This window comes from Polaribacter sp. (assembly GCF_039939415.1).
Taxonomy (GTDB): Bacteria; Bacteroidota; Bacteroidia; order Flavobacteriales; family Flavobacteriaceae; genus Polaribacter.
Map to the genome: position 1 here is coordinate 42247 of NZ_JBDVJE010000006.1, position 24528 is coordinate 66774.

The window sequence follows — 24528 nt, forward strand, 5'->3', positions numbered from 1 at the left end:
AAGTCTATAATTAAGGTATTTTTGTATTTTAGACATTAATATTGATTTAAAATGAAAAGACTTACCATAAAAGACATTGCAAAAGAATTTAGCGTTTCTATTTCTACTGTATCTAAAGCGCTGAATGATAGCTATGAAATTAGCGTAAGTACCAAAGAAAAGATTCAGAAGTACGCTAAAGAAAATAATTATAAACCAAACTTTAATGCTTTAAGTTTAAAAAATAGACAAACTAAAACTTTAGGAATTATTATTCCTAATATGTTAAACTATTTCTTTGCCCAAGTTTTTAATGGTATGGAAAAAGTAGCCAATGACAGAGGTTATAAAATTATTTCTTGCATATCTAACGAATCTTTTAACAAAGAAGTAGAAACTATAGAAATGCTATCTAATGGTAGTATAGATGGTTTTATATTATCATTGGCAGAAGAAACCGTTTCTAAAGGAGACTTTAAACATTTTCAAGAAGTAATAGATAATGGAACTCCAATTGTAATGTTTGATAGAGTTGCAGATAGTATTAAGTGCGATAAAGTGGTTACAGATAATTTTGATAGCGCTAGAAGTACTGTTAGTTATTTAGTAAAATCTGGTCATAAAAACATTGCTTTTATTTCTACTATGAATAGCCTAGAAATAGGAAGAAGAAGACAATTAGGCTACTTAAAAGGTTTAGAAGATCATAATTTAAAAGCAGAAAAAAACTTGATAATTAACATTGATGATAATTATAAAAATTATGAAAAAATTTTAGAACCTATTTTAAAAAACAACACAATAGATAGTGTAATTGCTACAGACGAATCTTCTGCAATTGCAGCCATGAAAGTAGCTATAAAACAGGGGCATAAAGTACCAGAAAATTTTTCTGTAATTTCTTTTTCTAACGGAATTTTAGCTAGACATTCTAGCCCAAGAATGACAACAGTTAGCCAACATGGAGAAATTATGGGGGCAACTGCAGCAGAAATGTTAATTAACAGACTAGAAGATAAATCTGACATTAAAAAGAAACCAGAAAGTATTATTGTTAAAACAGATTTAGTAGAGAGAAATTCAACTAAAAAAATCTTATAAACACAAAAACATATTTAGATACTATGAACCTCTCTAAAGTAAAACTAGTAGTTTCTGATATGGATGGTACACTTCTTAACTCTAAAGGAGAAGTTAGTAAGCAATTCTTTGATTTATTTAAAGAATTAAAAAAACAAAACATTTATTTTTGTGCTGCTAGTGGCAGGCAATACAATAGTATTGTTAACAAATTAGACACAATTAAAAACGATATTTTTGTAATTGCAGAAAATGGAGGAATTGCAAAAAAAAGAGATAAACTACTGCTAAAAACACCAATATCATCAAAAAAAATAAAAGCAATCATACCTGTTTTAAGAACAATTAAAGATGCTCATATTGTTTTATGTGGCAAAAATGGTGCTTTTATAGAATCTAAAAATCAAGATTTTATTACTCTCTTTCAAGAATATTATAATGCCTTTAAAATTGTAGATGATTTAACTAAAGTTGCAGATTCTGAAATGTTTTTAAAAATAGCGATCTATCATTCAGAATCATCTAGTAAATATATTTATCCTATCGTTAAAGAATTTGAAGATAAAATGCTCATTAAAGTTTCTGGTAAAAACTGGTTAGATATTTCTGATGAAAAAGCTAACAAAGGTTTTGCTTTAAGAAAAATTCAAAAAACTTTAAACATCAGCAAAGAAGAAACACTTGTTTTTGGAGATTATCATAATGACATAGAAATGCTAAAAGAAGCAGCATTTAGTTTTGCTATGCAAAATGCTCATAAAGACATTATTGAAATTGCAAATTATACAACAGAAAGTAATGATAATTTTGGAGTAGAAAAAATACTTGAATTACTTGTAAATAAAAATTTTATCTAATTTATAAGTAAATGCTGGTCTATTGCTATTGAGTTACTTTTTAAACCATTAATTTCTTTAATCTTAGCAACAGAAGTTTTAAACCTTTTAGCTATAGAGTACAAAGTATCTCCTTTTTTTACTTGATAATATTTGCCAACAGATTTTTTAATAGTTTCTTCTTTTTTTACTACTTTTTTAGAAGATTTATTTATTTTAAAATCTTTCTTTTTAATTTTATCAAACTCGTATAATTTATAAGTTTCAATAATCTTAATCAATTTGTTTGGATACTTTTTATCGGTTGCATACCCTGCTTTTTTTAGTCCTTTCGCCCACTTTTTATAATCTCTTAAATTATAATTAAATAAGAAAGCATATCTTTTTCTTTGGGTTAAAAATGCTGAGTGATCTTTATAAGAAGTTTCTACATATTGATACTTTCTAAAACACTCACCTAGTGCGTCATCATCATGATAAACACGTTCTCCTTTCCATTGCGTATGGCATTTTATACCAAAATGATTGTTAGATTTAGAAGCTAATTCGCTTTTACCACTACCCGATTCTAAAATTCCTTGTGCTAATGTAATACTTGCAGGAATTTTACTTTTATGCATTTCATTTACAGCAATAGGTGCAAATTTTCTAATATAAGCTAATTTGAGTTTACTTAATTTAGGGTTTTTCTTTTCTAATTTTTTAGTAATTTCTTTTTGATTTACAGAAGGTAGTTTAACTGGTTTTTTTTCATTTAAAACAACTCCAGGATTCTTTTTTCTATTTATTGTATTTTTACTAGAACCACAACTTACTAATACAAGCAAACTAACACAATACAATGCAACCTTTAATTTCATATCCCTTTAATTATCTGTTGATCTTTTTTTACTAACATTTGGTTAAAACCTTCTATTCCTTGCAAACCACCTGTATGAATTGCTAATATTTTAGTCCCTTCAGTAAAAGTGTCTTTCTTTATTAAATCTAGTACACCAAACATCATTTTACTTGTATAAATAGGATCTAATAATACTCCTGTTTTTTCAGAAAAATCGTTTATAAATGTAATTAATTCTTCACTATGTTTAGCATAACCTCCAAAATGATATTGCTTTTGTAGTTTCCAATTATCTTTTCTAATAGTATATTTTCTTATCTCTTCGGATATAAAGCTCCCTTTTAAGGCAGGAAACCCTAATACTTTTTGATTTTTATTTAACGATTTAATTAGTCCAGATATTGTACCTCCTGTACCAACTGCAGCACATACATAATCAAATTTAGCATCTTCTTCTGTTAAGATTTCTTCACAACCTTCAACTGCCAAACAATTTGTTCCTCCTTCTGGCACTAGGTAAAAATCTCCCCATTTATTTTTCATTTTTTCAATAAAACCAAAAGAAGATTTTTGTCTATACATTTCTCTAGATACAAAATGAAATTTCATTCCGTTTTCTTGAGCTGCTCTTAAAGTAGCATTTTCTTCAAATGTTTTTTTAAAATTTAAACCCAATTCTTCTCCCCTAATAACTCCAAAAGTTTTTAATCCTGCTAATTTACCAGCAACAGCTGTTGCTGCAATATGGTTAGAAAAAGCCCCCCCAAAAGTTAAGATAGATTTCTTTTTTAATTTTTTAGCTTCAGTAATATTATATTTTAACTTTCTAAATTTATTTCCAGATACTTGTGGGTGAATTAGATCTTCTCTTTTTATGTAGAGTTCAATCTTTTTTTCTTTTAAAATTGGAAGGGAAATTTGTTGGTTTTTAATGACAATCTCGCTGTCAAAAAAAGAATTGTTTGAAGTATTCAATAGTTAATTTTTAGTTACGCAAAAATAACAGTTAATAGTTTGTATCCAAGAAAATTTGTTTGTGTTTAACATTCTATTTTCACTAAAACTCTAATAAGCTTAACCTCATTCTATTATTTTAAAATTTAATTATAAATAACTTTATTTATAACAATATAAATAATTGAATCTAAAATATTTAAAAGTTATAACTCTATAAAATTGTAAAAAGCCTTAGGTATAAAAAGTTAAATATTTTTAAAAGAGTCCTTTACTTGCAGATGAATGTGGTTATTAGATTATAAAATTAATTTAAAAAAATATAGAAATAAAAATCGATATTTAATTTCTTTTATTTTTAAACTATCATTAAATTTTTATTTAAAATTAGATACTTCATCTTCTACTTTTTCCCAATCTTCCATTAAAGTATCTAGGTTCGCTTTTTTAGCTTTGTATTTTTCAAAGAAATTTGGTCTTGCAGAAACTGCATCATAATTTTCTGCCAATTCTAAATCAATCTTTTCAATTTCTTTTTCTAAATCTGCAATTTGAGTTTCAATATTAGACAGTTTGTTTTTTAACTTTTTCAATTGTTTTTCTTGTTCTCTAGACATTTGAATGGCTTCTTTTTTCTCAGAAGTTTTATCAACTTTTACAACCGTTCTTTTTTCTGCCTCTCTAAGGTTTTCAATTTTATGTTGTTCTAAGAAATAATCAATATCGCCTAAATATTCTTTTATCACTTTATCTTTAAAACCATAAACTGTACCTGTTAATCCTTGTAAAAAATCTCTATCATGAGACACTAAAATTAAGGTTCCATTAAATTGTTTTAAAGCTTCTTTTAAAACATTCTTAGAAGCAATATCTAAATGGTTTGTTGGCTCATCCATTATTAACACATTAAATGGCTGTAATAATAACTTACAAAGTGCTAAACGATTTCTTTCTCCTCCAGAAAGTACTTTTGCTTTTTTATCTACTGCATCTCCTCCAAATAAGAAAGAACCCAACATATCTCTAACACGCATTCTGTTACCATCTGTTGCAGCATCTTCCATTATTTCTAAAACTGTTTTTTCTGGTGGTAAATGTTCTGATTGGTTTTGTGCAAAATAACCTACTTCTACATTATGACCAAGTTTTAAATTTCCTTCAAAAGGAATTTCGCCAACCATCATTTTTGCTAAAGTAGATTTTCCTTGACCGTTTTGGCCTACAAAAGCAATTTTGCTATTTCTTTCAATTAATAAATCTACGTTTTCTAAAACGTGTTTATCTCCATAACTTTTGCTCAAACCTTCTGCTTCAACAATAATTTTTCCTGGTTCTTTAGAAATTGCAAAACGCACATTCATTGCAGCATTATCATCTTGATCTACTTCAATTAACTCAACTTTATCTAGCTGTTTCATTAAAGATTGCGCCATAGAAGCTTTACTTGCTTTGGCTTTAAATTTGTTAATTAAATGCTGTTTTTGTTTTATTTCTTTTTCTTGATTTTTCTGTGCTTGTAATTGTTTTTCTTTTATCTCTCCACGTAATTTTAAAAACTCAGTATAAGGTTTTTTATAATCGTAAATCTGACCTAAAGAAATTTCTATAGTTCTATTTGTTACATTGTCTAAAAACATTTTATCGTGAGAAACTAAAACAATAGCTCCTGAATATGATTTTAAAAAGTTTTCTAACCAAATAATAGATTCTATATCTAAGTGATTCGTTGGCTCATCTAAGAGTAAAATATCATTATTCTGCAAAAGCAATTTTGCCAATTCTATACGCATTCTCCATCCACCAGAAAAAGTGTCTGTTAATTTATCAAAATCATCACGCTGAAAACCTAAACCTTGTAAAATTTTCTCTGTATCTCCTTGATAATTATAACCACCAAGTAACTCATAACGTTCTGTATTATCTGTTAAATCATGAATTAAATTAGTATAAGCTTCACTTTCGTAATCGGTTCTAGTGGCTAACTGTTCATTAATTTCATCTAGCTTTAACTCAATTGATTTAATTTCTTCAAATGCTTGATACGCTTCTTCTAAAATAGTTCTTCCTTCTACAAAATCTATATCTTGTCTTAAAAAACCTATTTGTACATCTTTATCAAAAGCCATTGTACCACTACTTTCTATATCTTTAGAGAGTACTTTTAAAAGTGTAGATTTTCCTGCACCATTTTTACCTATAAGACCAATTCTATCTCCTTTATTTAGTTTAAAAGTGATTCCTGAAAATAAATCAGTTCCCATAAAAGAAACTGTTAAGTTGTGTACGTTTAACATGTAATGTAATAATTGTTACTTAAAAAAAAGTTGAAAACTTTATATTTGCAAAAGTATACAAATTTATATCTTATTATGTTTAAAAAAGGAAGCAAGTTATACAGTATTGCAAATGCTAAATGCCCTAGATGTCATGAAGGCGATTTTTTTAAATATAAATTAACTTTTAACCCAAGTAAAGTTACCAAATTGTATGACAATTGCCCAAAATGTAATTTAAAATACATGATGGAACCTTCCTTTTTTTATGGAGCAATGTATGTAAATTATGGAATAACTGTAGCTCTTTCTATAGCAACATTTATAATTACTAAATTAATTTTCAATTTAACTCTTTTACAATCTTTTATAGCCATTATTATTGCTCTCTTAATCTTAGCTCCTTTTAACATGCGCTTATCTAGAATTCTTTGGATAAATATGTTTGTTTCTTATCATTCTAAAAAATAAAAAACTTTATAAAACTATATTTCTAATAAATTTATTTCTACATTAGATAATTAATATAAGTTATTTGGGTATTAATACTAACCTATTAAAACCTAATTTTACCAATATTTGTGTTTAATTCCCCCAAAAAATGAAACATGTAAAAGTATTTTTATTTATGTTTTTTTTTACACAAAATATTTTACCAATAGATCATAGAATATTTATAAAAAAAAAAGACACAGCATCAATTAAAATTTTAAAACTAAATTATTTAGACAGTGTACTAATTAATAACCATAAAAAAGATTTAGAAAACTACATACAAAATATTGAAAACTACGTTGATTTAGCTATAGACCTAAAAAAATACGAAAGTGCGATTTTATCTGTTTTAAAATCATATAATAAAATTAGTTTTCAATTTAATCAGCCCAAAAAAGCAGAACAATTACTTTTTAAAATTGAAAAATATTCTGATAAAATCAAAGACTCTTATTTATTAGGTGGTATTTATTTAAAAAAAGCAGAAAACTTCTATTCAAAAAACAATTTTAAAGAAGCTATTAAAAATTATACTTTTTCTATTAACAATTATACTGACAAAAAAAAAGATTTATTACATAAAGCAGATGCTTATTTTTTTAGAGGGCAAACGTATGCAAATATTGGTGAGTTTATTAAATCTATTAACGATTACGAAATAGCTCTTAAATACTACCAAAAACTTAAAGACATAGAATATATTTTTTTTACTAAAACTGCCATTTCAAAAATATATACAAAAATGGGGTTTTATGATAAAGCTATAAAAAGTCTTTTAAAAATTATAAAAGATAAAACAACTAAAAATTACACAACTGGACTTACTTCTAACTATTATAATTTAGCTCTCAATTATAAAAAAATTAACAATAAAGTAGCCTATAAAAAAAATCTTTTTAAAGCTTTAAAAACAAAAGAAAACAGAAATGATAATGATGGCTATTTACCATACTATCAAGTTGCAATTGCACAATATTATATAGAAAATGATAGCTTAGATAAAGCCAAAAAATATCTTGATTTGGCTAAAAAAGAATGCTATTTAATGCCAAAGAATAACTATAGTTTAAATTTTTATAATAAAACTAAAAGTGAATTTTTATTTAAAATTAAAAAATATGATGAGGCTTTAGAATTAGGTAAAAAAACAATTGTAAAATTTAAAGAAAATGGAGATTTAAACTCCTTTAAAGAGCTTAACAAATTATTATATGAAATTTATTTAATACAAAATAAAAGTAATAATGCTCTTCATCATTACAGTTTATATGTTAAAGCAAAAGATTCTATTACAAACAAAAGTAAGGTTAGTGCATTAAACTTTTATAAAGCGATACTTGATGCAGAAAAAAAAGAAAAAAAAATTGTTTCACAAAGAAAATCAATAAATGTTTTAGCTAAAAAAAATAAAAAAACAAAAGATTTAATTATTTATTTAAGCATAGGAAGTTTTTTGTTTTTTATAATTTTTTATTTGCAGAATAAACGAATATATTTAATAAAAAAAAAAGAAATCCAAGAAAAATACTTACAACAATTATTACAATATCAAGAAATTGAAAGAAAAAGAATCTCTAAAGATTTACATGACAGTTTAGGTTATAGTTTGCTTTTAATAAAAAATAAAATTTCATTAAAAAAAGATTTTCAAACAGAAAAGTTATTAAACGGAGCTATAGAAGAAATTAGAAATATTTCTAAAAATTTACATCCGTTTCAATTAAACACTATTGGAATTTCTACTGCAATTAATAATTTAATACATGAAATTGACAAAAACAGTGATACATATCTTTTTGGTGAAATTAAAGATATAGACAATTTATTAAGTAAAGAAAAAGAATTAAATATTTACAGAATAATACAAGAGTGCCTTTCTAACATTGTAAAACATGCTAAAGCAAATTCTGGAAAAGTAAAGTTAATACAATTAAAAAATTATATTAACATTACAATAATTGATAATGGAATTGGATTTAATTTTGAAGAAAAATATAACGACAACGAATCATTAGGGTTAAAAACAATTAATGAAAGAGTTAAATTTTTAAAAGGAACGATAAAAATTAGATCTTCTAAAAATACTGGCACTAATATTAACATACTATTACCTCTAAAATGAAAACAACTATTTTTATTGCAGACGATCACCCTTTATTAATAAAAGGGTTAAAAGACCTTTTAATTGAAAAAAAAATGTATGTTATTGGAGAGGCCACTGACGGGCGTTCTGCTCTTAATTTTATACTAAAAAATAAACCAGACATTGCTATTTTAGATGTTGAAATGCCATCATTAACTGGTATAGAAATTGCTCAAGAATGTAAAAGAAGAAATTTACTAACTAAAATTATAATTATAACGCTTCATAAAGAAGTAAGCTTATATTTAAAATCTAAAAAACTAAATATTTATGGTTATTTACTTAAAGAATTTGCTTTAGAAGAAATTGAAACCTGTATTAATTCTGTAAAAAAAGGAGTCCCTTATTTTAGCAAACAAGTAAAAAACTATATGGGTTTTACTAATGAAGATAATACTGTTTTAAAAGAATTAACTCTTACAGAAAGAAGAATTTTAAAATTAATTTCGCAACACAAAACAAATAAAGAAATTGGTCACCTACTATTTATATCTCCAAGAACTGTAGAAAAACACAGAAGTAAAACCATTATGAAGTTAAATTTAGACCAGCAAACAGGCTCTTTGGTAAGATGGGTTCAGAAAAACAAACATCTTTTTAATTAATATAATAAGTTTGGGTATTAACACCCAATACTTTTAGCTAAAAAATTTATTACTTTGTTGTATATATAAAACACCTTAATTATGATTAAAATAATAAAACTTTTTTTTAGTAAAAAAAAATCATTTGAAATTGGGAATTATATAGATAATAGTGAACAGGAAAATTATACAGAACAATTAAAAAAATTTATTGCAAGCACAAATTAGTCCCTGTCTATCTAATAATTATAACAGACTAAAATTAATTGATAGTTTGTTAGAAGAATACTCATTTTTATGATGAGTTGTATCCCCCCAAAAAGCAATCTTTTATTTTTAAAAGGTTGCTTTTTACTTAAAACCTTGTAATATTTATATCATTATCTAAAATTTGGCCATTTTCTAAATAATGAAATAATTTTTTTGCTACAGTTGGTGCAATCATTACTCCACGAGTTCCTAAACCGTTTAAAACAATTAATTGCTTAAACTTAGGATGTGTTCCAACCAAAGGTCTTCTACCAGAAACTGTAGGTCTTATTCCTGCTGTTTGATTAACAATAGTATAAGGTACATTTATTACTTTTTTTAATTTTTCTATCAATTCTTGTTTACCTTCTTCAGATGGATTAGAAGTTTTGTCTGTCCAATTAAAAGTTGCACCCACTTTATACAAATCATCTCCTAAAGGAAGTACAAAAAGTGTTGACTTTAATAAAAAATCAATATTTAATTCTGGAGCGTGAATAGTAAGCAATTCTCCTTTTGCCTCATTTAATGGTAGGTAATTAAAAAATGGATTTTTTTTAATTCCATAGCCTTCACAAAAAACTATTTTAGAAGCATTTATATCTTTGTATTCTAATAATTCTTTATCTATATTTAATGCTTGATATTCAAATTTTTTAAATCTGATTAAATCTCGTTCTTTAAGATATTCTCTATAAGATTCTACTAACCTTTTTGTATCAATTCTACCTGTTTCTTTTACATTTCCAAAACTAAATTCTGCAATAACACCTTTGTAATTTTTAGTATCTAATTTAGGTTCTAAATAATCAACTAATTTAGGTTTGTCTAAAGCTGAAAACCAATTGTTTTGATCTTCAATAGATTTAAAAGCTTTTTTGATTACAAACTTCTCATCTATTTTAATATTTAACTTTTTTTCTAATTTTTGATAAAAAGGTAATGCTATTTCTAATTGTTCTTTTGCGTTCCAAACTGGTGTAAATCTTTTTAAAATAACAGGGTTATAAACTCCACCAGCAACTAAAGATGATGTTTGAGAATCATCTTCAAAAACCATAAATGTTTTTTTTGCTTCTATTAACTCTTCTACAAAAGCTAAACCAGCTAAACCTAAACCTACAATTATGTAATCTACTTTCATGTGATAAAAATAAGTTAATTTGCTATTAGTTTTTAATTTTATTATTTTTTTTAGATATGTCTAGCCCTGATTGAACGGTTTGTTTGAGCTCTTTTTTATTCCTTTTTAGGATAAAAAAAGCGAGTAGTGAAAGCAGGAAATAGCTTCAAAAAAAAAAAAACGTTCCAATATTTAGGAACGTTTTTTAATATTTTTTGTGTTATTAGAATTAGTAATTCCACATATCCATTTCTCTGTTTCTAATGCTTTCTTTAATCTTGTTGGCTTCTAATAATTGAAATAAAGAATTACCTCTTACATAATCTGCAATAGCTCTATTACCATAAATATTTTCTTCTCTAACAATTGTACTGCTAAACCTTCTTGCATTTAACAAGTGATCAAAAGAAATTGGATGTGCTACATTTTTTGGATTAAACACTTTTGCATCGTATAAAACATCTCTTGCAGATGGAAAGAAAATCCAAAATAATTCATATAAATTTTCATCTTCAATATCTTGAACTCCTATTGTTTGTACATCTTTTCCCATTGGTGCTAAAGCCAATAATCTGTATTTTAATTCTCCTTGACGTTTATCAAAATACCACATTCCTTTAATCATGTAACCTTCTACATCTTGTGTTTGAAGTCTTACAGTATCTGTATATCCATTAGACTCTCTAATACTAGTTAGTCTAGATTCTATTTCGTTTTGAGTGATTTTAGATGTAAAAAAAGAATCTGAATATGCTTCTTTTATTTTACCTTGTTTAATTCCTTTAATTAAAGTATCGAACAACGATCTTCTATCATTAGAAATATTGGTTGTATCAATAGGGAAATAATATGGTAAATTTATTTTTTGATTTAAATCTATAAATTCCCAAACAACTTTAGACCATAAAACATCTCTATCATCTATATATCCGTAAGGAATAGGGCCATCATTATCTGCTGCAAGTTGTTGTTTGCTTTTCTTTCCTATTTGAGAAGGATCTTTTGCGTTCAATAAACCTGCTTGCGCATTAATTGAAGCACTTAGCATCAAAGCGAAAAATAATATTAAACAATTTTTAAACATAATTACGTTTTTTCTTCTAGTTTGTTAATTCTATATTAACTGGTAATACCTTTTTAAGATTATATCCATTTGCAGTAGCCTTAATACCATAAATGTTAATAATATCTCCTCTTTTAGCTTTCGACAATTTCTGTTTAGCTGCAGCACTTAATGTACTTCCGTTTACTAAAATAGTTAATTGTCCTGGTACTTTAATTTTAAAACTTTTTACTTTAATACTTAAATCGAATTCAAAATCTGGTAAACCTGCTGCAATTGGCGCATTAGATAGCCCTGATTTTGGCATTCTTACTGTACCATATTGACCTCTTACAGATCCCATAGCTGCAGGAATATCTTTAATTCTAAATGTTGCCTTAGAATTTACAGTTTTTCCACTACTTAATTTTGCACTAACATTTATAGTTGCAACATTACCTGCTGCAGGTCTTATAACAAAACCCTTACCTTTTTTTGATAATTTACCACCAGTAGCAGAAACTTTTAAATTATTAGAACTCACACCTGGCAATGAAACAGAAATAGGGTTATCTAAACCTCTATAAACTACATTCATTTTGTCTGCAGAAACTACAGCTGTACTTGGTTCTGGTATTACAGAATAAGAACTTTCAAAAGGAACAGGGACTACCTCACCATTTTGGGTAAAAGATATTGTTCCTTTTATATCATGATTACCTACATTACCAGCAGGCATATCAATAATTACTTGCCCTGATTGAATATTCTTATAATCTCTACCATTTAAAACAACGTTATCTGGTACCATTGTAGCATCATAGCGTCCTAATACTATTTTACCTGTAACTTTTTCTCCTGCGAAATAGGCATTCTTTTCTAAAGATACAATTCCTTTATAGTTATCTAATGATAAAGCTTCTTCTAATTTACCTCCTAATAAATCTGCAACAATATCTGCTTCTGTATTTTTAATATCAGCTTGCATTTGTGTTAAATTTGTTAAAGAAGCCACTAAAGGAAATCCTTTGTAACGATAATCTAACCATTCTATAGTATTACCATCTGTATCAGTTTCTGCATTTGTAGAGAAACGCTTTTCTATAACTGAGATAAATTTATTACCACTTCCTAAGACAGAAAGTACATTAGTTCTATAATTATTAATCTTATCTAAAAACTCCTGACCTTCAGCAGTATATTTATCACCTTTAAAGAAATATTCATCTAAAAAAGCAGTTTTATCCATTGCTTCATAATCTTGCTTATCATCGATATCAGCAGTCATTTTTCCTTTTAAGGCATCTAAATATGAGTAAAAATTTGAAGAAAAACCTTTTATTTGTATAGCTTGTTTATTTAATTCTCCAAATTTTTCAGCTTGTTCAGAAGCTTTAGTCGCTAAATTAGCATAAGCTTCATTATTTTTTGCTGTTGTTGAAATGTTGTTTTCTGTTAACTTTTCATTCATAAAACCAAACGCAGATAAAACTTCTTTACTCATATTTAATGCTAACATAGCAATAAACACTAAATACATTAAGTTTATCATTTTCTGTCTTGCGGACATTTTTCCTCCTGCCATTCTAATTAGTTTTTAAATTAATATTCATATAGTTTAACTAATTATTATTTAGACATTGCAGAAAGCATACCTCCATAAACTCCGTTTAAAGAAGATAAGTTTTTTGCTAAAGATTCCATTTGTTCTTTTAGTTTTTCTGTGTTCTCAACTACAGCTCCATTTAATTCTGATTGCTTAGTTGTATTTTCTACTTGCACTTTATACAAATTATTTAAAGTTTCCATTTGAGCTGCCGCCATAGAAACTTGCTCATTATATTTATTTGTAGAAGAAACAGATTCTGATGCTGCAGATAAACCTTCTGCAGCTCCTTGAAAGTTTTTCATACTATTACCTAGACTTTTCATTAAGGTAGCATCAATATTTGCTTCTTGTAATAAGTTGTCTAATTTTTGAGATAACAAACCTTGCGCACCTATTTCTTCTTCTTTTTCTGCAATGATGCCATCTTCACCTAATTCTGGGTATACTTTAGACCAATCAAAATCATCTTCTGGTGTATCAAAGGCAGAAATTGCAAAAATAAAAGCTTCTACTAACAACCCTACAGTTAACATTAACCCTCCTGTTAATGGGCCAATTGTAATGTGTTGTATTTTGAATAGTGCTCCAATAATTACTACTGCTGCTCCCATTCCGTAGAAGAAATTCATTGTCTTCTTATAAGTTCTTGATTGTGCCATGGTTTTTCTTATTTTAATTTTTTTATTATTTGTTAGTTGTACCTATATAATTTTGAACGGTTCTAAAACCAATGTAACTTCTTGCAGTATCTGCGTACTCATAATCTCTAGAACTAACTTCTAAAAAGTATGCTACATCTTTCCAAGAACCTCCTCGTATAATTTTTCTTTTATTTTTTCTATCCTCTACATTTGGATTCATAGTAGAAGCCATTTGATATGAAGAAGAGTTGTAAGCCGAATTCGTCCATTCTGATACATTTCCAGCCATATTGTACAAACCGTAATCATTTGCATTAAAAGATTTCGCTTCCATTGTATAAAGCGCTCCATCAACAGCGTAATTACCTCTAACAGGTTTAAAGTTTGCTAAAAAACAACCTCTATCACTTGTTGTACTTCCTGTACCCCAAGGATACGTCGCAAATTCTAACCCTCCACGTGCTGCATATTCCCATTCTGCTTCTGTTGGTAATCTAAAATCAGGAACAGAAGTTGCGTTTTTCTTACTTTTTAAATAATCATTCTTAATTTTAGTTCTCCAATTACAAAAAGCGTTTGCTTGCCCCCAAGTTACTCCAACAACAGGATAATCTCCATAAGATTGGTGGTAAAAATAATCTTGATGCATTGGATCATTATATGAATAATTAAAATCCTTAACCCAAACTGTTGTATCTGGGTAAATATTTAAAACTTCTGTTTTAACAAAATCTTTTCTATTTCCTCCTTTTCTAGCTGCATTATCTCTATCAAACCAAGAATATCTATATTTTAAGAATTTAACATTAAAAGTTCTTACACCATCTATAGCTTCTTCTCTAGGTACGTATAAAGAATCCATCACTTCTACGTAATCTACATCAGGGTATTCATCTCTGTTCCAAATAATATCATTTTCTTTGTTTAAAGGTTTTATAGAATCAATTCCATCCCCTAAACTCCAATAATTTTCATACATATATTTTTGATATGCTGTAGCCTCTGTTGTATCTGCAACTGCAAATGCATAATCATGAATACCACCAGAAAGTGGTGTTCCATCAGGGTTTGGTGTTGCAATCATAGCTGCAAACTCTTGTTGGTAACCCAATCTAGTTCTTACAATAGAATCTTTTACCCAATTTACAAAGGCTTTGTATTCATTATTAGTAACTTCGGTTTCGTCCATATAATATGGCCTTACCGTTACTGTTTTTGTAGGGGCATTCATAGTCCCAATAATATCTTGGTCTTGTTTACCCATTGTAAAAGAACCGCCAGGAATTAAAGTTGTACCAAATGGTTTTTCTGAAAACCATTTTTTCTTAGACTTTACCCCAACTAGTTCTCCTCTATCATTAGAGCCACAACTGTATAAAACTGCTATTAAAAGTGCAAATATTGCTGCTTTCTTCATATTCTAAAATATCTTTACTAAAAAGTCCGTAAACCTATTATTTTTTTTGCTAAAAAACAATACTCAAATTGCATTTTAACGTTCTATTATTCTAATATTATATTAATTACACCAATTTACTCATAGCCTTATACCACTTTTCTGGTATTATTTGCTTTGTAGCTTCAATATAGTCTTGATATGTACATGGTATTAACGCATGTCTTTTGTATTTATTATCTGATAAAATTTTTATCTCAATCCACCATCTTCCAGACTTATTACTTTTATAAAATGTTAGAGGATCATCATCTTCTAATAAGACTGTAAATTTTTGATAATTTTCTTTTCCTGAAAAAGGATAGTCTTTTACTCTAAAATTAACTCCTTCAATAAAATACCAAATCATCTGTGCAATTAAATGAGCTGTTTGATGATTATTATCTAGCTTAGAATTGTATTCATAAACCCCAAAAGAAGATACTTTATCACTTAAACCTGCATATCTAGAAATGGCACAAATTTCTTCTCCATAAAATCCATTTGGTGATGCGTTATTATTTGCAGGCGCTTCACTTTGTCTTACAGATCCTAAATCTATAGAAACAATATCTGCATTTCTAAATACAGGCTCTATATTTTCTAGTTGTTTTGCTTTACCCAATCTATGAGCATCAAAAAATAAATTATCTAATAATTCTATTTCTTCTTGAGAGTTAAAGTATGTTTGATAACCAACATTGCTATAATTAAACAAGTTGTTGGGTTCTTGCATAATTATTTTACTTAAATAGGATTTAGAAGACAACTCATCATCTAAATTACCTAAATCAAAACGACTATCTACGGCTGCTATATTAACAGTTTGTTCTAAAGAATCATAAGCTCTGTAATTTACATAGGTTATGTCTTGACCTCCACCAATAACAACTGGAATAATGTTTTTTTTAAGTAAAGATGTAATTATTTCTGAAACAGCAAAATAAGTATCTGAAACAGTATTTCCTTTTAACACATTTCCTAAATCAGCAATTTGAGTATTCCAATTTCCAGGAAATAATTCATATAACTTTCTTCGGATAAAATGTAAGTTTTCTCCACACCCTAAATTGTTTTCGGAATTTCTATCTTCTTGAACTCCTAAAATTGCAATTTGAACATTCTCTAAATCTGGAAAACCTTCTTCTTTTGTATAAATACTAAAAGTTTTACCCAAGCATAAATTTGGTTGCAATAACAAATGTGTTACAACCGATTCTTTTATAGGGGTTAAAAAGTCTTGATTCATCAATTTTTTATAAACTAGGTATGCAATATAACAAATCCCTACTTCTTTTTCGTTGTTTTTTTAATTGTAGTTTTTCTCTTTGTTGCTTTTTTCTTTGGTGTTTTGGCTTCAATCATTTTAACAGCCTCTGCCTTAGTCAGTTTTTCTATAGCAGTAGTCTTTGGTAATTCTATCTTAATTTTTCCTTTTAAAACATTAAATCTACCCCATCTTGCTTTTTCTACACGAATACCAACATCTTCCCAATTATGAATAACTTTATCTATTTCTTTCTGCTTTTTAACTTCAATTAACTCTATAATATCGTCGTCAGAAAGGTTATCAAAATCGTATTTCTTATTTACATTAATAAACATAGAATTCCATTTTATAAATGGTCCAAAACGCCCAACTCCTTTTTGTACAGGCAAGTCTTCATAATGATAAATTGGTGCATCTGCTTTTTGTTTTGCAACTATTAATTCTTCTGCTCTAGGCAAATCTACTTCCATAGGGTTTTCTCCTTTATCTAAAGACACAAACATAGTTCCAAAACGAATATAAGGTCCAAAACGCCCATTAGAAACAATTACCTCTTCGCCTTGAAAAGTTCCTAAAGTTTTAGGTAGCAAAAACAATTCTAATGCTTCTTCCATTGTAATTGTACCTAAGTGCTGGTCTTTATTTAAACTAGCAAATTGCTTTTCTTCATCTTCTGGCGCTCCAATTTGTGCAATGGGCCCAAATTTACCCAAACGCACTAAAACTGTTTTACCAGATTCTGGATGTTTTCCTAAAATACGTTCTCCACTTTCTCTTTCTGCATTTTCTTTTACATCTTCTACAGTATCATGAAATTTATTGTAGAAACCTTTTATCATTTCTATCCAATCTTCATCTCCTTGTGAAATATCATCGAAAGAAGATTCTACTTTGGCTGTAAAACCAAAATCTAGAATATTAGAAAAATTAGCAACTAAAAAATCGTTTACAATATTACCAATATCTGTAGGAATTAATTTATTTTTATCTGAACCTGTTTTTTCTGTTAAAGTTTGACTTTTAACAGCTCCAGCAGATAAAATCATTTGTTCGTAGTTTCTTTCTATACCTTCATTTTGTCCTTTTTCTACATAACCTCTTCTTTGTACAGTAGAAATTGTTGGTGCATAAGTAGAAGGTCTACCAATACCTAATTCTTCTAATTGTTTAACCAAAGATGCTTCTGTAAAACGATAAGGTGGACTTGTAAATTTTTGGGTTGCATTAATGAAAGAATACTCTAAATGTTCACCTACTTTTAAATGCGGTAACATTCCTGCTTGCTCTTCATCTTCGTTATCATTTCCTTCTAAATACACTTTTAAAAAACCATCAAACTTTATCATTTCACCATTTGCAGTAAAAATTTTAGAATTTTTAGAATTTTCTATTTTAAAATTAGTTCTTTCTAACTGAGCATCACTCATCTGAGAAGCCAATGTTCTTTTCCAAATTAAATCGTACAATCTATTTTGATCATATTCTGTATCAATAGAATGTGCTTTCATGTTTGTTGGTCTAATGGCTTCGTGAGCTTCTTGCGCTCCTTTTGCTTTCGATTTAAAAACACGTTGTTTACTGTATTCTTTTCCGTAATAATTTGTTATTTCTTCTTCTGCAGCATTTCTTGCATCTACAGATAAGTTTACACTATCTGTTCTCATGTAAGTAATTAAACCAGCCTCATACAAACGTTGTGCAACCTGCATTGTTTTAGCAACAGGAAAACCTAATTTCCTTGATGCTTCTTGTTGTAAAGTTGAAGTTGTAAATGGTGCTGCTGGTGATTTTTTTGCTGGTTTTTTTGTTAACTCTGCAATAGAAAAATCTGCGTTAGCACATGAATTTAAAAAATCTTCCGCAGATTTTTTAGAATCAAAATTCTTAGGAATAGTAGCTTTAAAAGATTTTCCTTCAATATTAGAAAATTCTGCAACAACTTTGTAATGTGTTTCTGCTTTAAAACCTAAAATACTTCTTTCTCTTTCAACAATTAATCTAACAGCAACAGATTGTACTCTTCCTGCAGATAAACCTCCTTTTACTTTTCTCCATAAAACCGGTGATAATTCATAACCAACAAGCCTGTCTAAAACTCTACGTGCTTGTTGTGCATTTACCATATTATAGTCTATATCTCTAGGATTTTCGACTGCTTTTAAAATAGCTTTTTTAGTAATTTCATGAAAAACAATACGTTTTGTATTTTCATCAATTAAGTTTAACTGCTCTTTTAAATGCCATGCAATTGCCTCTCCTTCACGATCCTCATCACTTGCTAACCAAACTGTTTCTGCTTTTTTCGCTAAAGTTTTTAGCTTTTTAACAACTGGTTTTTTATCATCAGAAATTATATACTTTGGACTAAAATCTCCTTCTACATTTATTCCTAATTCTTTTGAGGGTAAGTCTGCAATATGTCCATAACTAGATTCAACTTGAAAATCTTTTCCAAGAAATTTTTCTATAGTTTTTGCTTTTGCTGGAGACTCTACAATTACTAAATTCTTTGCCATTTATCTTTCTTTTGTCGCTAAAACGCTTTAAAAACGCACTCTTTTCGTTTGCAAAAGTAGTCAGTTTTTTGTAAAAAAAAATTTTTTATTAACTTTTCAATAAATAATTAATAGAATTACAACATTATATTTTCTGCCAATTTGTCATATTTTTTAGTTTTTGGTTGTATCTTTGCTCCCTCCAAATGATAAATTGATAGATGGAACACGTAGATAAAATCATAGACGAAAAAATACAAGGTAAAGCACTTGTAACTGAAAACAAGAAAGAAAACTCTAAAAAACTATTCATTGAAAGCTTTGGTTGTCAAATGAATATGAATGATAGTGAAATTGTAGCTTCTATATTAGACAAGCAAGGTTACAATACAACTCAAATTCTTGAAGAAGCAGATTTAGTGCTAGTAAACACATGTTCTATTAGAGAAAAAGCAGAAACTACTGTTCGTAAAAGATTACAGAAATACAATAGAGTTAAAAGAGAATCTAACAAGAAAATGAAAGTAGGCGTTTTAGGCTGTATGGCAGAACGTTTAAAAGAAAAATTTTTAGAAGAAGAAAAAATTGTTGATTTAGTTGTTGGTCCAGATGCATATAAAGATTTACCAAATTTATTAGAAGAAGTATATGAAGGTAGAGATGCTGTAAACGTAATTTTATCTAAAGAAGAAACTTATGGTGATATTTCTCCTGTTCGTTTAAATTCTAATGGAGTATCTGCATTTGTTTCTATTACTAGAGGTTGTGACAATATGTGCACATTCTGTGTGGTTCCTTTTACACGTGGACGAGAAAGAAGTCGTGATCCAAAAAGTATTTTAGAAGAAATTCAATCTATGGTAGATAAAGGCTTTAAAGAAATTACACTTTTAGGTCAAAATGTAGATAGTTTTTTATGGTTTGGTGGTGGATTAAAAAAAGATTTTAAAAAGGCTACAGAAATGGCACAAGCAACTGCCGTAGATTTTTCTCAACTTTTAGATATGTGTGCTAAAGAATTCCCAAAAACACGTTTTCGATTTTCTACTTCTAACCCTCAAGACATGAGTTTAGATGTAATTTATACTATGGCAAAACACAGAAACATTTGCAAATACATCCACTTACCTGTTCAGAGCGGGAGCAATGCAATGTTAAAAGCCATGAACAGACAGCACACACGTGAAGAATACATGGAATTGGTAGATAATATTTTTAAAATCATTCCAGAAATGGCTTTAAGTCAAGATATGATTGTTGGTTTCTGTGGAGAAACAGAACAAGACCATAAAGACACTTTAGAGTTAATGGAATATGTAAAATATGACTTTGGTTTTATGTTTGCTTATTCAGAAAGGCCAGGAACTTTAGCGGGTAAAAAAATGGAAGATGATACTCCTCACGAAGTAAAAAAACGAAGATTACAAGAAGTTATAGATTTACAACAAAAACACGCCTTATACAGAACACAACAACATTTAGGCAAAACAGAAGAAGTTTTAATTGAAGGAACTTCTAAGAAAAACCCTAATGAATGGAAAGGAAGAAACACACAAAACACAGTTATTGTTTTTCCGAAAGAACATTACAAATTAGGTGATTTTGTTAATGTAAAAATAGAAGATTGTACCTCTGCAACCTTAAAAGGTACTGCAGTTGGTTATTCAGACAATAATTAGAAGCCATTTACTGCTTTACACTATATCTTTTTCTGAAAAAGAAAAAGGATGTCGTTTCAATCAGGGCTAAACATATTTAAATAAATTAAACACTAGCAAAGCAAATTACTTTTCTAAAATCAATTAAAAATGACTCAATTTAATTTTCATAACAAAACTTTCTATTTACTAGAAAACTCTGTTTATGGAAAAGTAAATACTGATACCGTTTTTAAATATCAACAAAAAGACAACATAGTAACTGCAGATTATTCTGGAGGCACTATTAAATATGGAAAAATAATTACAACTCTTGATAATGACAAATTACAGGCTCTATATCAATGCGTTACCTCTGAAAACGAATTAAAAGCAGGAAAATCAATTGCAAAAATAAGTTTAACAAAAGAAAATAAAATTCTTTTAAAATTAAACTGGCAATGGTTAAATGGTAATAAAGAAAAAGGAGTTTCTGAATATTTAGAGAAATAAAACTATGGAAAACTTACAAGCAATAAAACAACGTTTTGGAATTATTGGTAACGATGTACAACTTAATAGGGCTTTAGAAAAAGCTGTAAGAGTTGCACCTACAGATATTTCTGTTTTAGTTACTGGAGAAAGTGGGGTTGGTAAAGAAAGTATTCCTAAAATCATACACTCACTATCACATAGAAAACACGCAAAATACATTGCAGTAAACTGTGGCGCAATACCAGAAGGAACAATAGATAGCGAATTATTTGGACATGAAAAAGGTTCTTTTACAGGTGCAACACAAGATAGAAAAGGTTATTTTGAAGTTGCTGATGGTGGTACTATTTTTTTAGATGAAGTAGGTGAATTGCCTCTTACTACACAAGTACGTTTATTGCGTGTTTTAGAAAACGGAGAATTTATAAAAGTAGGTTCATCTAAAACACAAAAAACAGATGTTAGAATTGTAGCTGCAACTAATGTTAATATGCAATCTGCAATACAAAAAGAAAAGTTTAGAGAAGATTTATATTACAGATTAAGTACCGTAGAAATTCATTTACCTGCATTAAGAGAACGTAATGATGATATTCATTTACTGTTTAGAAAATTTGCTTCAGATTTTGCTCAAAAATACAGAATGCCTTCAATTCGTTTAAATGAAAACGCAATAAACCTATTATTAAATTATCGGTTTCCTGGAAACATCCGTCAACTTAAAAATTTAGCAGAACAAATTTCTGTTATAGAAGAAGAAAGAAATATTACTGCTTCAAAATTACAACAATACCTACCTAATAATAATGGAAATTTACCTGCAGTAATTGGTGGTAAAAAAGAAAATGATTTTTCTACTGAGCGTGATATTATGTATAAAATATTGTTTGATATGCGTAATGACATCAATGATTTAAAAAAGTTGACGCTAGACTTAATGAAAAGTGGAAACATAGAAGAGGTTCAAGAAGAGCACAATCAATTAATAGAAAAAATATACAGAGAAAAAGAATCTCAAGAAAATAATATCGAAGTATTAAATATCCCACAAAATACTTCAGAAAAAAAAGATTATGATTTTATTGAGACTATTGAAGAAGATGAATCTTTATCTTTACAAGATAAAGAAATCGAAATGATAAAAAAATCTTTAGAGAAAAACAGTAATAAACGTAAATTAGCTGCAAAAGAACTAGGAATTTCAGAAAGAACTCTATACAGAAAAATTAAACAATACGATTTATAATTTATGAAAAAAATTAAATTTATTATCCTTTTTTCAATTACCACATTAGTACTTATTTCTTGTGGAGCATATTCTTTTACAGGAGGAAGTACAGGTGATGCAAAAACTTTACAAGTAGATTTTTTCCCTAATCAAGCACCTTTAGTAGAGCCAACTTTAAGCCAACGTTTTACAAACGATTTAACAGATTTATTTACTCGCCAAACAAACTTAACTACTGTAAAATCTAATGGCGATTTGTATTTTAGTGGAGAAATTACAGGGTATAGAGTTACACCTATGAGTGCAACTTCAGATCAAACAGCAGCTCAAAACAGACTTACGGTTACAGTAAATGTAAGATATATTAATAAAAAAGATGAAAAAAAAGATTTTGAAAAACAATTTTCTTTTTATTCAGATTATGCTGCTGACTCACAACTTACAGGAAGTATTTTAGAAGCTGCTTTAGACGAAATTATGGATAGATTAACACAAGATATATTTAATGCTTCTGTTGGAGAATGGTAGTTTCAAAATTTATAGACATATTAGAAAAAAAGCAAAATATTCTGCAAGTAGAAACTGCCGAATTAAAATCTATCATTGAAGAATTTCCTTATTTTCAATCTGCTAGAGCTCTTTATTTAAAAGGATTAAAAAATCAAGATAGTTTTAAGTATAATAATGAATTAAAAATAACTGCATCTTATACAACAGACAGAACTGTTTTATTTAATTACGTTACTAACAAAGATTTTAAAAACATTCCAGAAGATATTCATCATAAAATATCAGAAAAAATTTCTGAAGAAAACTTAACAAAAAAACAATTAATAACTACAAAAACATCTATAGAAAAAACAACCGAAGCAGAAGAGACTAAAGAAGTAATAAAAGAGTTAGAATTAGGAAAACCAATCTCTTTTTCATCTACAGAAAGTCATTCTTTTGGAGAATGGTTGCAATTATCTACAAGAAAACCTATTCTCAGAAAAGCACAAAAAACAGTAGTTAAAGAAATTATTGAGAAATCTTTAAAAACAGAAGAACTCATTAATACCTTTATAGAAAACAACCCCAAAATTAAACCTTTAGCAAAGGATAAAAAAGTGGTGGTACCTATTTTAAAAAACCAACAAGATTCATCTTTAATGACAGAAACCTTGGCAAAGGTTTATTTAGAACAAAAAAAGTATGAAAACGCAATACAAGCTTATCGAATTTTAAGTTTGAAATATCCAGAAAAAAGTGGTTTCTTTGCAGACCAAATAAAAAGAATACAAATTTTACAAAAAAATAAATCATGAGTTATACAGCATTTTTAATTCTAATTTTGATTGTAGCAGTTGCTTTAATCTTAATTGTTATGGTACAAAACCCTAAAGGTGGAGGATTATCTTCTTCTTTTGGTGGTGGTGGAGCACAATCTTTAGGTGGTGTACAAAACACAAACAACTTTTTAGACAGAACAACTTGGACATTAGCTATTGCTATGTTTGCATTAATTTTATTAGCAAACTTTGCAATTCCAAGAAGTGGTGATAACAATTTTCAGTTAAACAACACACTAGAAGGTGTTGAAACAACTACACCTGTTGAAAACACTACACCAACCACAAACGATAGCTTAAAATAAGCTTTAGTAATAAAATTTTTAAAAATGCCAACGAAAATGACACGTTGGCATTTTTTTTATGCATAAAAATCAGTAAAAATAATCAATCAAAGTAAAAATGTCAGTTTTAATGTATTGGCACAATTTCTGACTATTTACTGCAAGTAAACAATAAATTAATTATCAAAAAAATATAAAAATGGGATTAAACATTAAACCTTTAGCAGACAGAGTTCTTGTAGAACCTGCTCCAGCAGAAACAAAAACAGCATCTGGATTAATTATACCAGATAACGCAAAAGAAAAACCTCAAAAAGGAACCGTTGTAGCTGTAGGTAATGGTAAGGTGGACGAACCTTTAACTGTAAAAGTTGGAGATACTGTTTTATATGGTAAATACGGAGGAACAGATTTAAAGTTAGAAGGTAAAGATTATTTAATGATGCGTGAAAGCGACATTTTAGCAATTATTTAAAATTATTTTTAGCTATTAGCAAACAGCTT

At 28.0% G+C, this 24528-nt stretch carries 22 protein-coding genes; 12 read left to right on the plus strand and 10 right to left on the minus strand.

Features of this window, described 5'->3' with window-relative positions; all coding sequences use genetic code 11:
* Positions 1-51 precede the first annotated feature (51 nt).
* Both ABJG40_RS00605 and ABJG40_RS00610 read left to right on the plus strand, forming a co-directional pair.
* Positions 52-1080, plus strand: coding sequence for a LacI family DNA-binding transcriptional regulator (locus ABJG40_RS00605; protein WP_348022635.1), 1029 nt, complete (start codon positions 52-54; stop codon positions 1078-1080).
* A 23-nt stretch (positions 1081-1103) separates the two neighbouring features.
* Positions 1104-1916, plus strand: coding sequence for an HAD family hydrolase (locus tag ABJG40_RS00610; protein ID WP_348022636.1), 813 nt, complete (start codon positions 1104-1106; stop codon positions 1914-1916).
* Here ABJG40_RS00610 and ABJG40_RS00615 read toward each other — a convergent pair.
* From ABJG40_RS00615 to ABJG40_RS00625, 3 genes are all read right to left on the minus strand, one after another.
* The gene (locus ABJG40_RS00615; protein ID WP_348022637.1) at positions 1913-2755 is read right to left on the minus strand and encodes a glucosaminidase domain-containing protein; all 843 of its coding nucleotides are present in this window, start codon (positions 2753-2755) and stop codon (positions 1913-1915) included. The two genes, ABJG40_RS00610 and ABJG40_RS00615, sit on opposite strands and share 4 nt — an antisense overlap.
* Entirely contained in the window at positions 2752-3711 is a 960-nt protein-coding gene (locus ABJG40_RS00620) for a pyridoxal-phosphate dependent enzyme (RefSeq protein ID WP_348022638.1), read from the minus strand. Before ABJG40_RS00620 ends, ABJG40_RS00615 begins: the two co-directional genes overlap by 4 nt.
* A gap of 356 nt (positions 3712-4067) precedes the next feature.
* Positions 4068-5984: an ABC-F family ATP-binding cassette domain-containing protein gene (locus ABJG40_RS00625; protein ID WP_348022639.1), complete on the minus strand. Its 1917-nt coding sequence runs from the start codon at positions 5982-5984 to the stop codon at positions 4068-4070.
* 75 nt (positions 5985-6059) lie between these two features.
* Here ABJG40_RS00625 and ABJG40_RS00630 point away from each other — a divergent pair, with 75 nt between their 5' ends.
* From ABJG40_RS00630 to ABJG40_RS00640, 3 genes are all read left to right on the plus strand, one after another.
* Positions 6060-6434 carry a DUF983 domain-containing protein gene (locus ABJG40_RS00630; RefSeq protein ID WP_348022640.1) on the plus strand — a complete coding sequence of 125 codons (375 nt, stop codon included), beginning with the start codon at positions 6060-6062 and terminating at the stop codon, positions 6432-6434.
* A gap of 130 nt (positions 6435-6564) precedes the next feature.
* Positions 6565-8580: a sensor histidine kinase gene (locus tag ABJG40_RS00635; RefSeq protein ID WP_348022641.1), complete on the plus strand. Its 2016-nt coding sequence runs from the start codon at positions 6565-6567 to the stop codon at positions 8578-8580.
* Complete coding sequence (locus tag ABJG40_RS00640) at positions 8577-9206, plus strand: response regulator transcription factor (protein ID WP_348022642.1); 630 nt, start codon at positions 8577-8579, stop codon at positions 9204-9206. Before ABJG40_RS00635 ends, ABJG40_RS00640 begins: the two co-directional genes overlap by 4 nt.
* Positions 9207-9540: 334 nt before the next feature.
* On the opposite strand, the gene ABJG40_RS00645 is transcribed toward ABJG40_RS00640, so the two are convergent.
* From ABJG40_RS00645 to topA, 7 genes are all read right to left on the minus strand, one after another.
* Entirely contained in the window at positions 9541-10578 is a 1038-nt protein-coding gene (locus ABJG40_RS00645; RefSeq protein ID WP_348022643.1) for an FAD-binding oxidoreductase, read from the minus strand.
* A 208-nt stretch (positions 10579-10786) separates the two neighbouring features.
* The gene (gene gldN / locus ABJG40_RS00650; protein ID WP_348022644.1) at positions 10787-11641 is read right to left on the minus strand and encodes a gliding motility protein GldN; all 855 of its coding nucleotides are present in this window, start codon (positions 11639-11641) and stop codon (positions 10787-10789) included.
* A 16-nt stretch (positions 11642-11657) separates the two neighbouring features.
* Entirely contained in the window at positions 11658-13184 is a 1527-nt protein-coding gene (gene gldM / locus ABJG40_RS00655) for a gliding motility protein GldM (RefSeq protein ID WP_348022645.1), read from the minus strand.
* A gap of 44 nt (positions 13185-13228) precedes the next feature.
* Positions 13229-13867: a gliding motility protein GldL gene (gldL, locus tag ABJG40_RS00660; RefSeq protein WP_348022646.1), complete on the minus strand. Its 639-nt coding sequence runs from the start codon at positions 13865-13867 to the stop codon at positions 13229-13231.
* Positions 13868-13892: 25 nt separating this feature from the next.
* Positions 13893-15266, minus strand: a complete 1374-nt coding sequence (gldK, locus tag ABJG40_RS00665; RefSeq protein WP_348022647.1) for a gliding motility lipoprotein GldK — start codon at positions 15264-15266, stop codon at positions 13893-13895.
* 106 nt (positions 15267-15372) lie between these two features.
* Entirely contained in the window at positions 15373-16533 is a 1161-nt protein-coding gene (locus ABJG40_RS00670) for a formimidoylglutamase (RefSeq protein WP_348022692.1), read from the minus strand.
* 38 nt (positions 16534-16571) lie between these two features.
* Positions 16572-19070, minus strand: a complete 2499-nt coding sequence (gene topA / locus ABJG40_RS00675; protein WP_348022648.1) for a type I DNA topoisomerase — start codon at positions 19068-19070, stop codon at positions 16572-16574.
* Between the two features lie 200 nt (positions 19071-19270).
* On the opposite strand from topA, the gene miaB reads away from it, so the two are divergent.
* The 7 genes from miaB to ABJG40_RS00710 all read left to right on the plus strand — a co-directional run bounded on the left by miaB (position 19271) and on the right by ABJG40_RS00710 (position 24499).
* Positions 19271-20728 carry a tRNA (N6-isopentenyl adenosine(37)-C2)-methylthiotransferase MiaB gene (gene miaB / locus ABJG40_RS00680; RefSeq protein ID WP_348022649.1) on the plus strand — a complete coding sequence of 486 codons (1458 nt, stop codon included), beginning with the start codon at positions 19271-19273 and terminating at the stop codon, positions 20726-20728.
* A 129-nt stretch (positions 20729-20857) separates the two neighbouring features.
* Complete coding sequence (locus ABJG40_RS00685; RefSeq protein ID WP_348022650.1) at positions 20858-21199, plus strand: hypothetical protein; 342 nt, start codon at positions 20858-20860, stop codon at positions 21197-21199.
* Positions 21200-21203: 4 nt separating this feature from the next.
* Entirely contained in the window at positions 21204-22427 is a 1224-nt protein-coding gene (locus ABJG40_RS00690) for a sigma-54 dependent transcriptional regulator (protein ID WP_348022651.1), read from the plus strand.
* Between the two features lie 3 nt (positions 22428-22430).
* Positions 22431-22937: an LptE family protein gene (locus tag ABJG40_RS00695; protein WP_348022652.1), complete on the plus strand. Its 507-nt coding sequence runs from the start codon at positions 22431-22433 to the stop codon at positions 22935-22937.
* Positions 22931-23716: a hypothetical protein gene (locus ABJG40_RS00700; protein ID WP_348022653.1), complete on the plus strand. Its 786-nt coding sequence runs from the start codon at positions 22931-22933 to the stop codon at positions 23714-23716. The genes ABJG40_RS00695 and ABJG40_RS00700 overlap by 7 nt, the downstream gene beginning before the upstream one ends.
* Complete coding sequence (secG, locus tag ABJG40_RS00705) at positions 23713-24045, plus strand: preprotein translocase subunit SecG (RefSeq protein ID WP_348022654.1); 333 nt, start codon at positions 23713-23715, stop codon at positions 24043-24045. The genes ABJG40_RS00700 and secG overlap by 4 nt, the downstream gene beginning before the upstream one ends.
* 178 nt (positions 24046-24223) lie before the next feature.
* Complete coding sequence (locus tag ABJG40_RS00710; protein WP_015481975.1) at positions 24224-24499, plus strand: co-chaperone GroES; 276 nt, start codon at positions 24224-24226, stop codon at positions 24497-24499.
* Positions 24500-24528 lie beyond the last annotated feature (29 nt).

Excerpts from the sequence above, each read along its gene's own strand:
- ABJG40_RS00605 (WP_348022635.1), top strand. The coding sequence starts at position 52 with ATGAAAAGACTTACCATAAAAGACATTGCAAAAGAATTTAGCGTTTCT.
- ABJG40_RS00610 (WP_348022636.1), top strand. The coding sequence starts at position 1,104 with ATGAACCTCTCTAAAGTAAAACTAGTAGTTTCTGATATGGATGGTACA.
- ABJG40_RS00615 (WP_348022637.1), bottom strand. The coding sequence starts at position 2,755 with ATGAAATTAAAGGTTGCATTGTATTGTGTTAGTTTGCTTGTATTAGTA.
- ABJG40_RS00625 (WP_348022639.1), bottom strand. The coding sequence starts at position 5,984 with ATGTTAAACGTACACAACTTAACAGTTTCTTTTATGGGAACTGATTTA.
- ABJG40_RS00630 (WP_348022640.1), top strand. The coding sequence starts at position 6,060 with ATGTTTAAAAAAGGAAGCAAGTTATACAGTATTGCAAATGCTAAATGC.
- ABJG40_RS00635 (WP_348022641.1), top strand. The coding sequence starts at position 6,565 with ATGAAACATGTAAAAGTATTTTTATTTATGTTTTTTTTTACACAAAAT.
- ABJG40_RS00640 (WP_348022642.1), top strand. The coding sequence starts at position 8,577 with ATGAAAACAACTATTTTTATTGCAGACGATCACCCTTTATTAATAAAA.
- ABJG40_RS00645 (WP_348022643.1), bottom strand. The coding sequence starts at position 10,578 with ATGAAAGTAGATTACATAATTGTAGGTTTAGGTTTAGCTGGTTTAGCT.
- gldN (WP_348022644.1), bottom strand. The coding sequence starts at position 11,641 with ATGTTTAAAAATTGTTTAATATTATTTTTCGCTTTGATGCTAAGTGCT.
- gldM (WP_348022645.1), bottom strand. The coding sequence starts at position 13,184 with ATGGCAGGAGGAAAAATGTCCGCAAGACAGAAAATGATAAACTTAATG.
- gldL (WP_348022646.1), bottom strand. The coding sequence starts at position 13,867 with ATGGCACAATCAAGAACTTATAAGAAGACAATGAATTTCTTCTACGGA.
- gldK (WP_348022647.1), bottom strand. The coding sequence starts at position 15,266 with ATGAAGAAAGCAGCAATATTTGCACTTTTAATAGCAGTTTTATACAGT.
- ABJG40_RS00670 (WP_348022692.1), bottom strand. The coding sequence starts at position 16,533 with ATGAATCAAGACTTTTTAACCCCTATAAAAGAATCGGTTGTAACACAT.
- topA (WP_348022648.1), bottom strand. The coding sequence starts at position 19,070 with ATGGCAAAGAATTTAGTAATTGTAGAGTCTCCAGCAAAAGCAAAAACT.
- miaB (WP_348022649.1), top strand. The coding sequence starts at position 19,271 with ATGGAACACGTAGATAAAATCATAGACGAAAAAATACAAGGTAAAGCA.
- ABJG40_RS00685 (WP_348022650.1), top strand. The coding sequence starts at position 20,858 with ATGACTCAATTTAATTTTCATAACAAAACTTTCTATTTACTAGAAAAC.
- ABJG40_RS00690 (WP_348022651.1), top strand. The coding sequence starts at position 21,204 with ATGGAAAACTTACAAGCAATAAAACAACGTTTTGGAATTATTGGTAAC.
- ABJG40_RS00695 (WP_348022652.1), top strand. The coding sequence starts at position 22,431 with ATGAAAAAAATTAAATTTATTATCCTTTTTTCAATTACCACATTAGTA.
- ABJG40_RS00700 (WP_348022653.1), top strand. The coding sequence starts at position 22,931 with ATGGTAGTTTCAAAATTTATAGACATATTAGAAAAAAAGCAAAATATT.
- secG (WP_348022654.1), top strand. The coding sequence starts at position 23,713 with ATGAGTTATACAGCATTTTTAATTCTAATTTTGATTGTAGCAGTTGCT.
- ABJG40_RS00710 (WP_015481975.1), top strand. The coding sequence starts at position 24,224 with ATGGGATTAAACATTAAACCTTTAGCAGACAGAGTTCTTGTAGAACCT.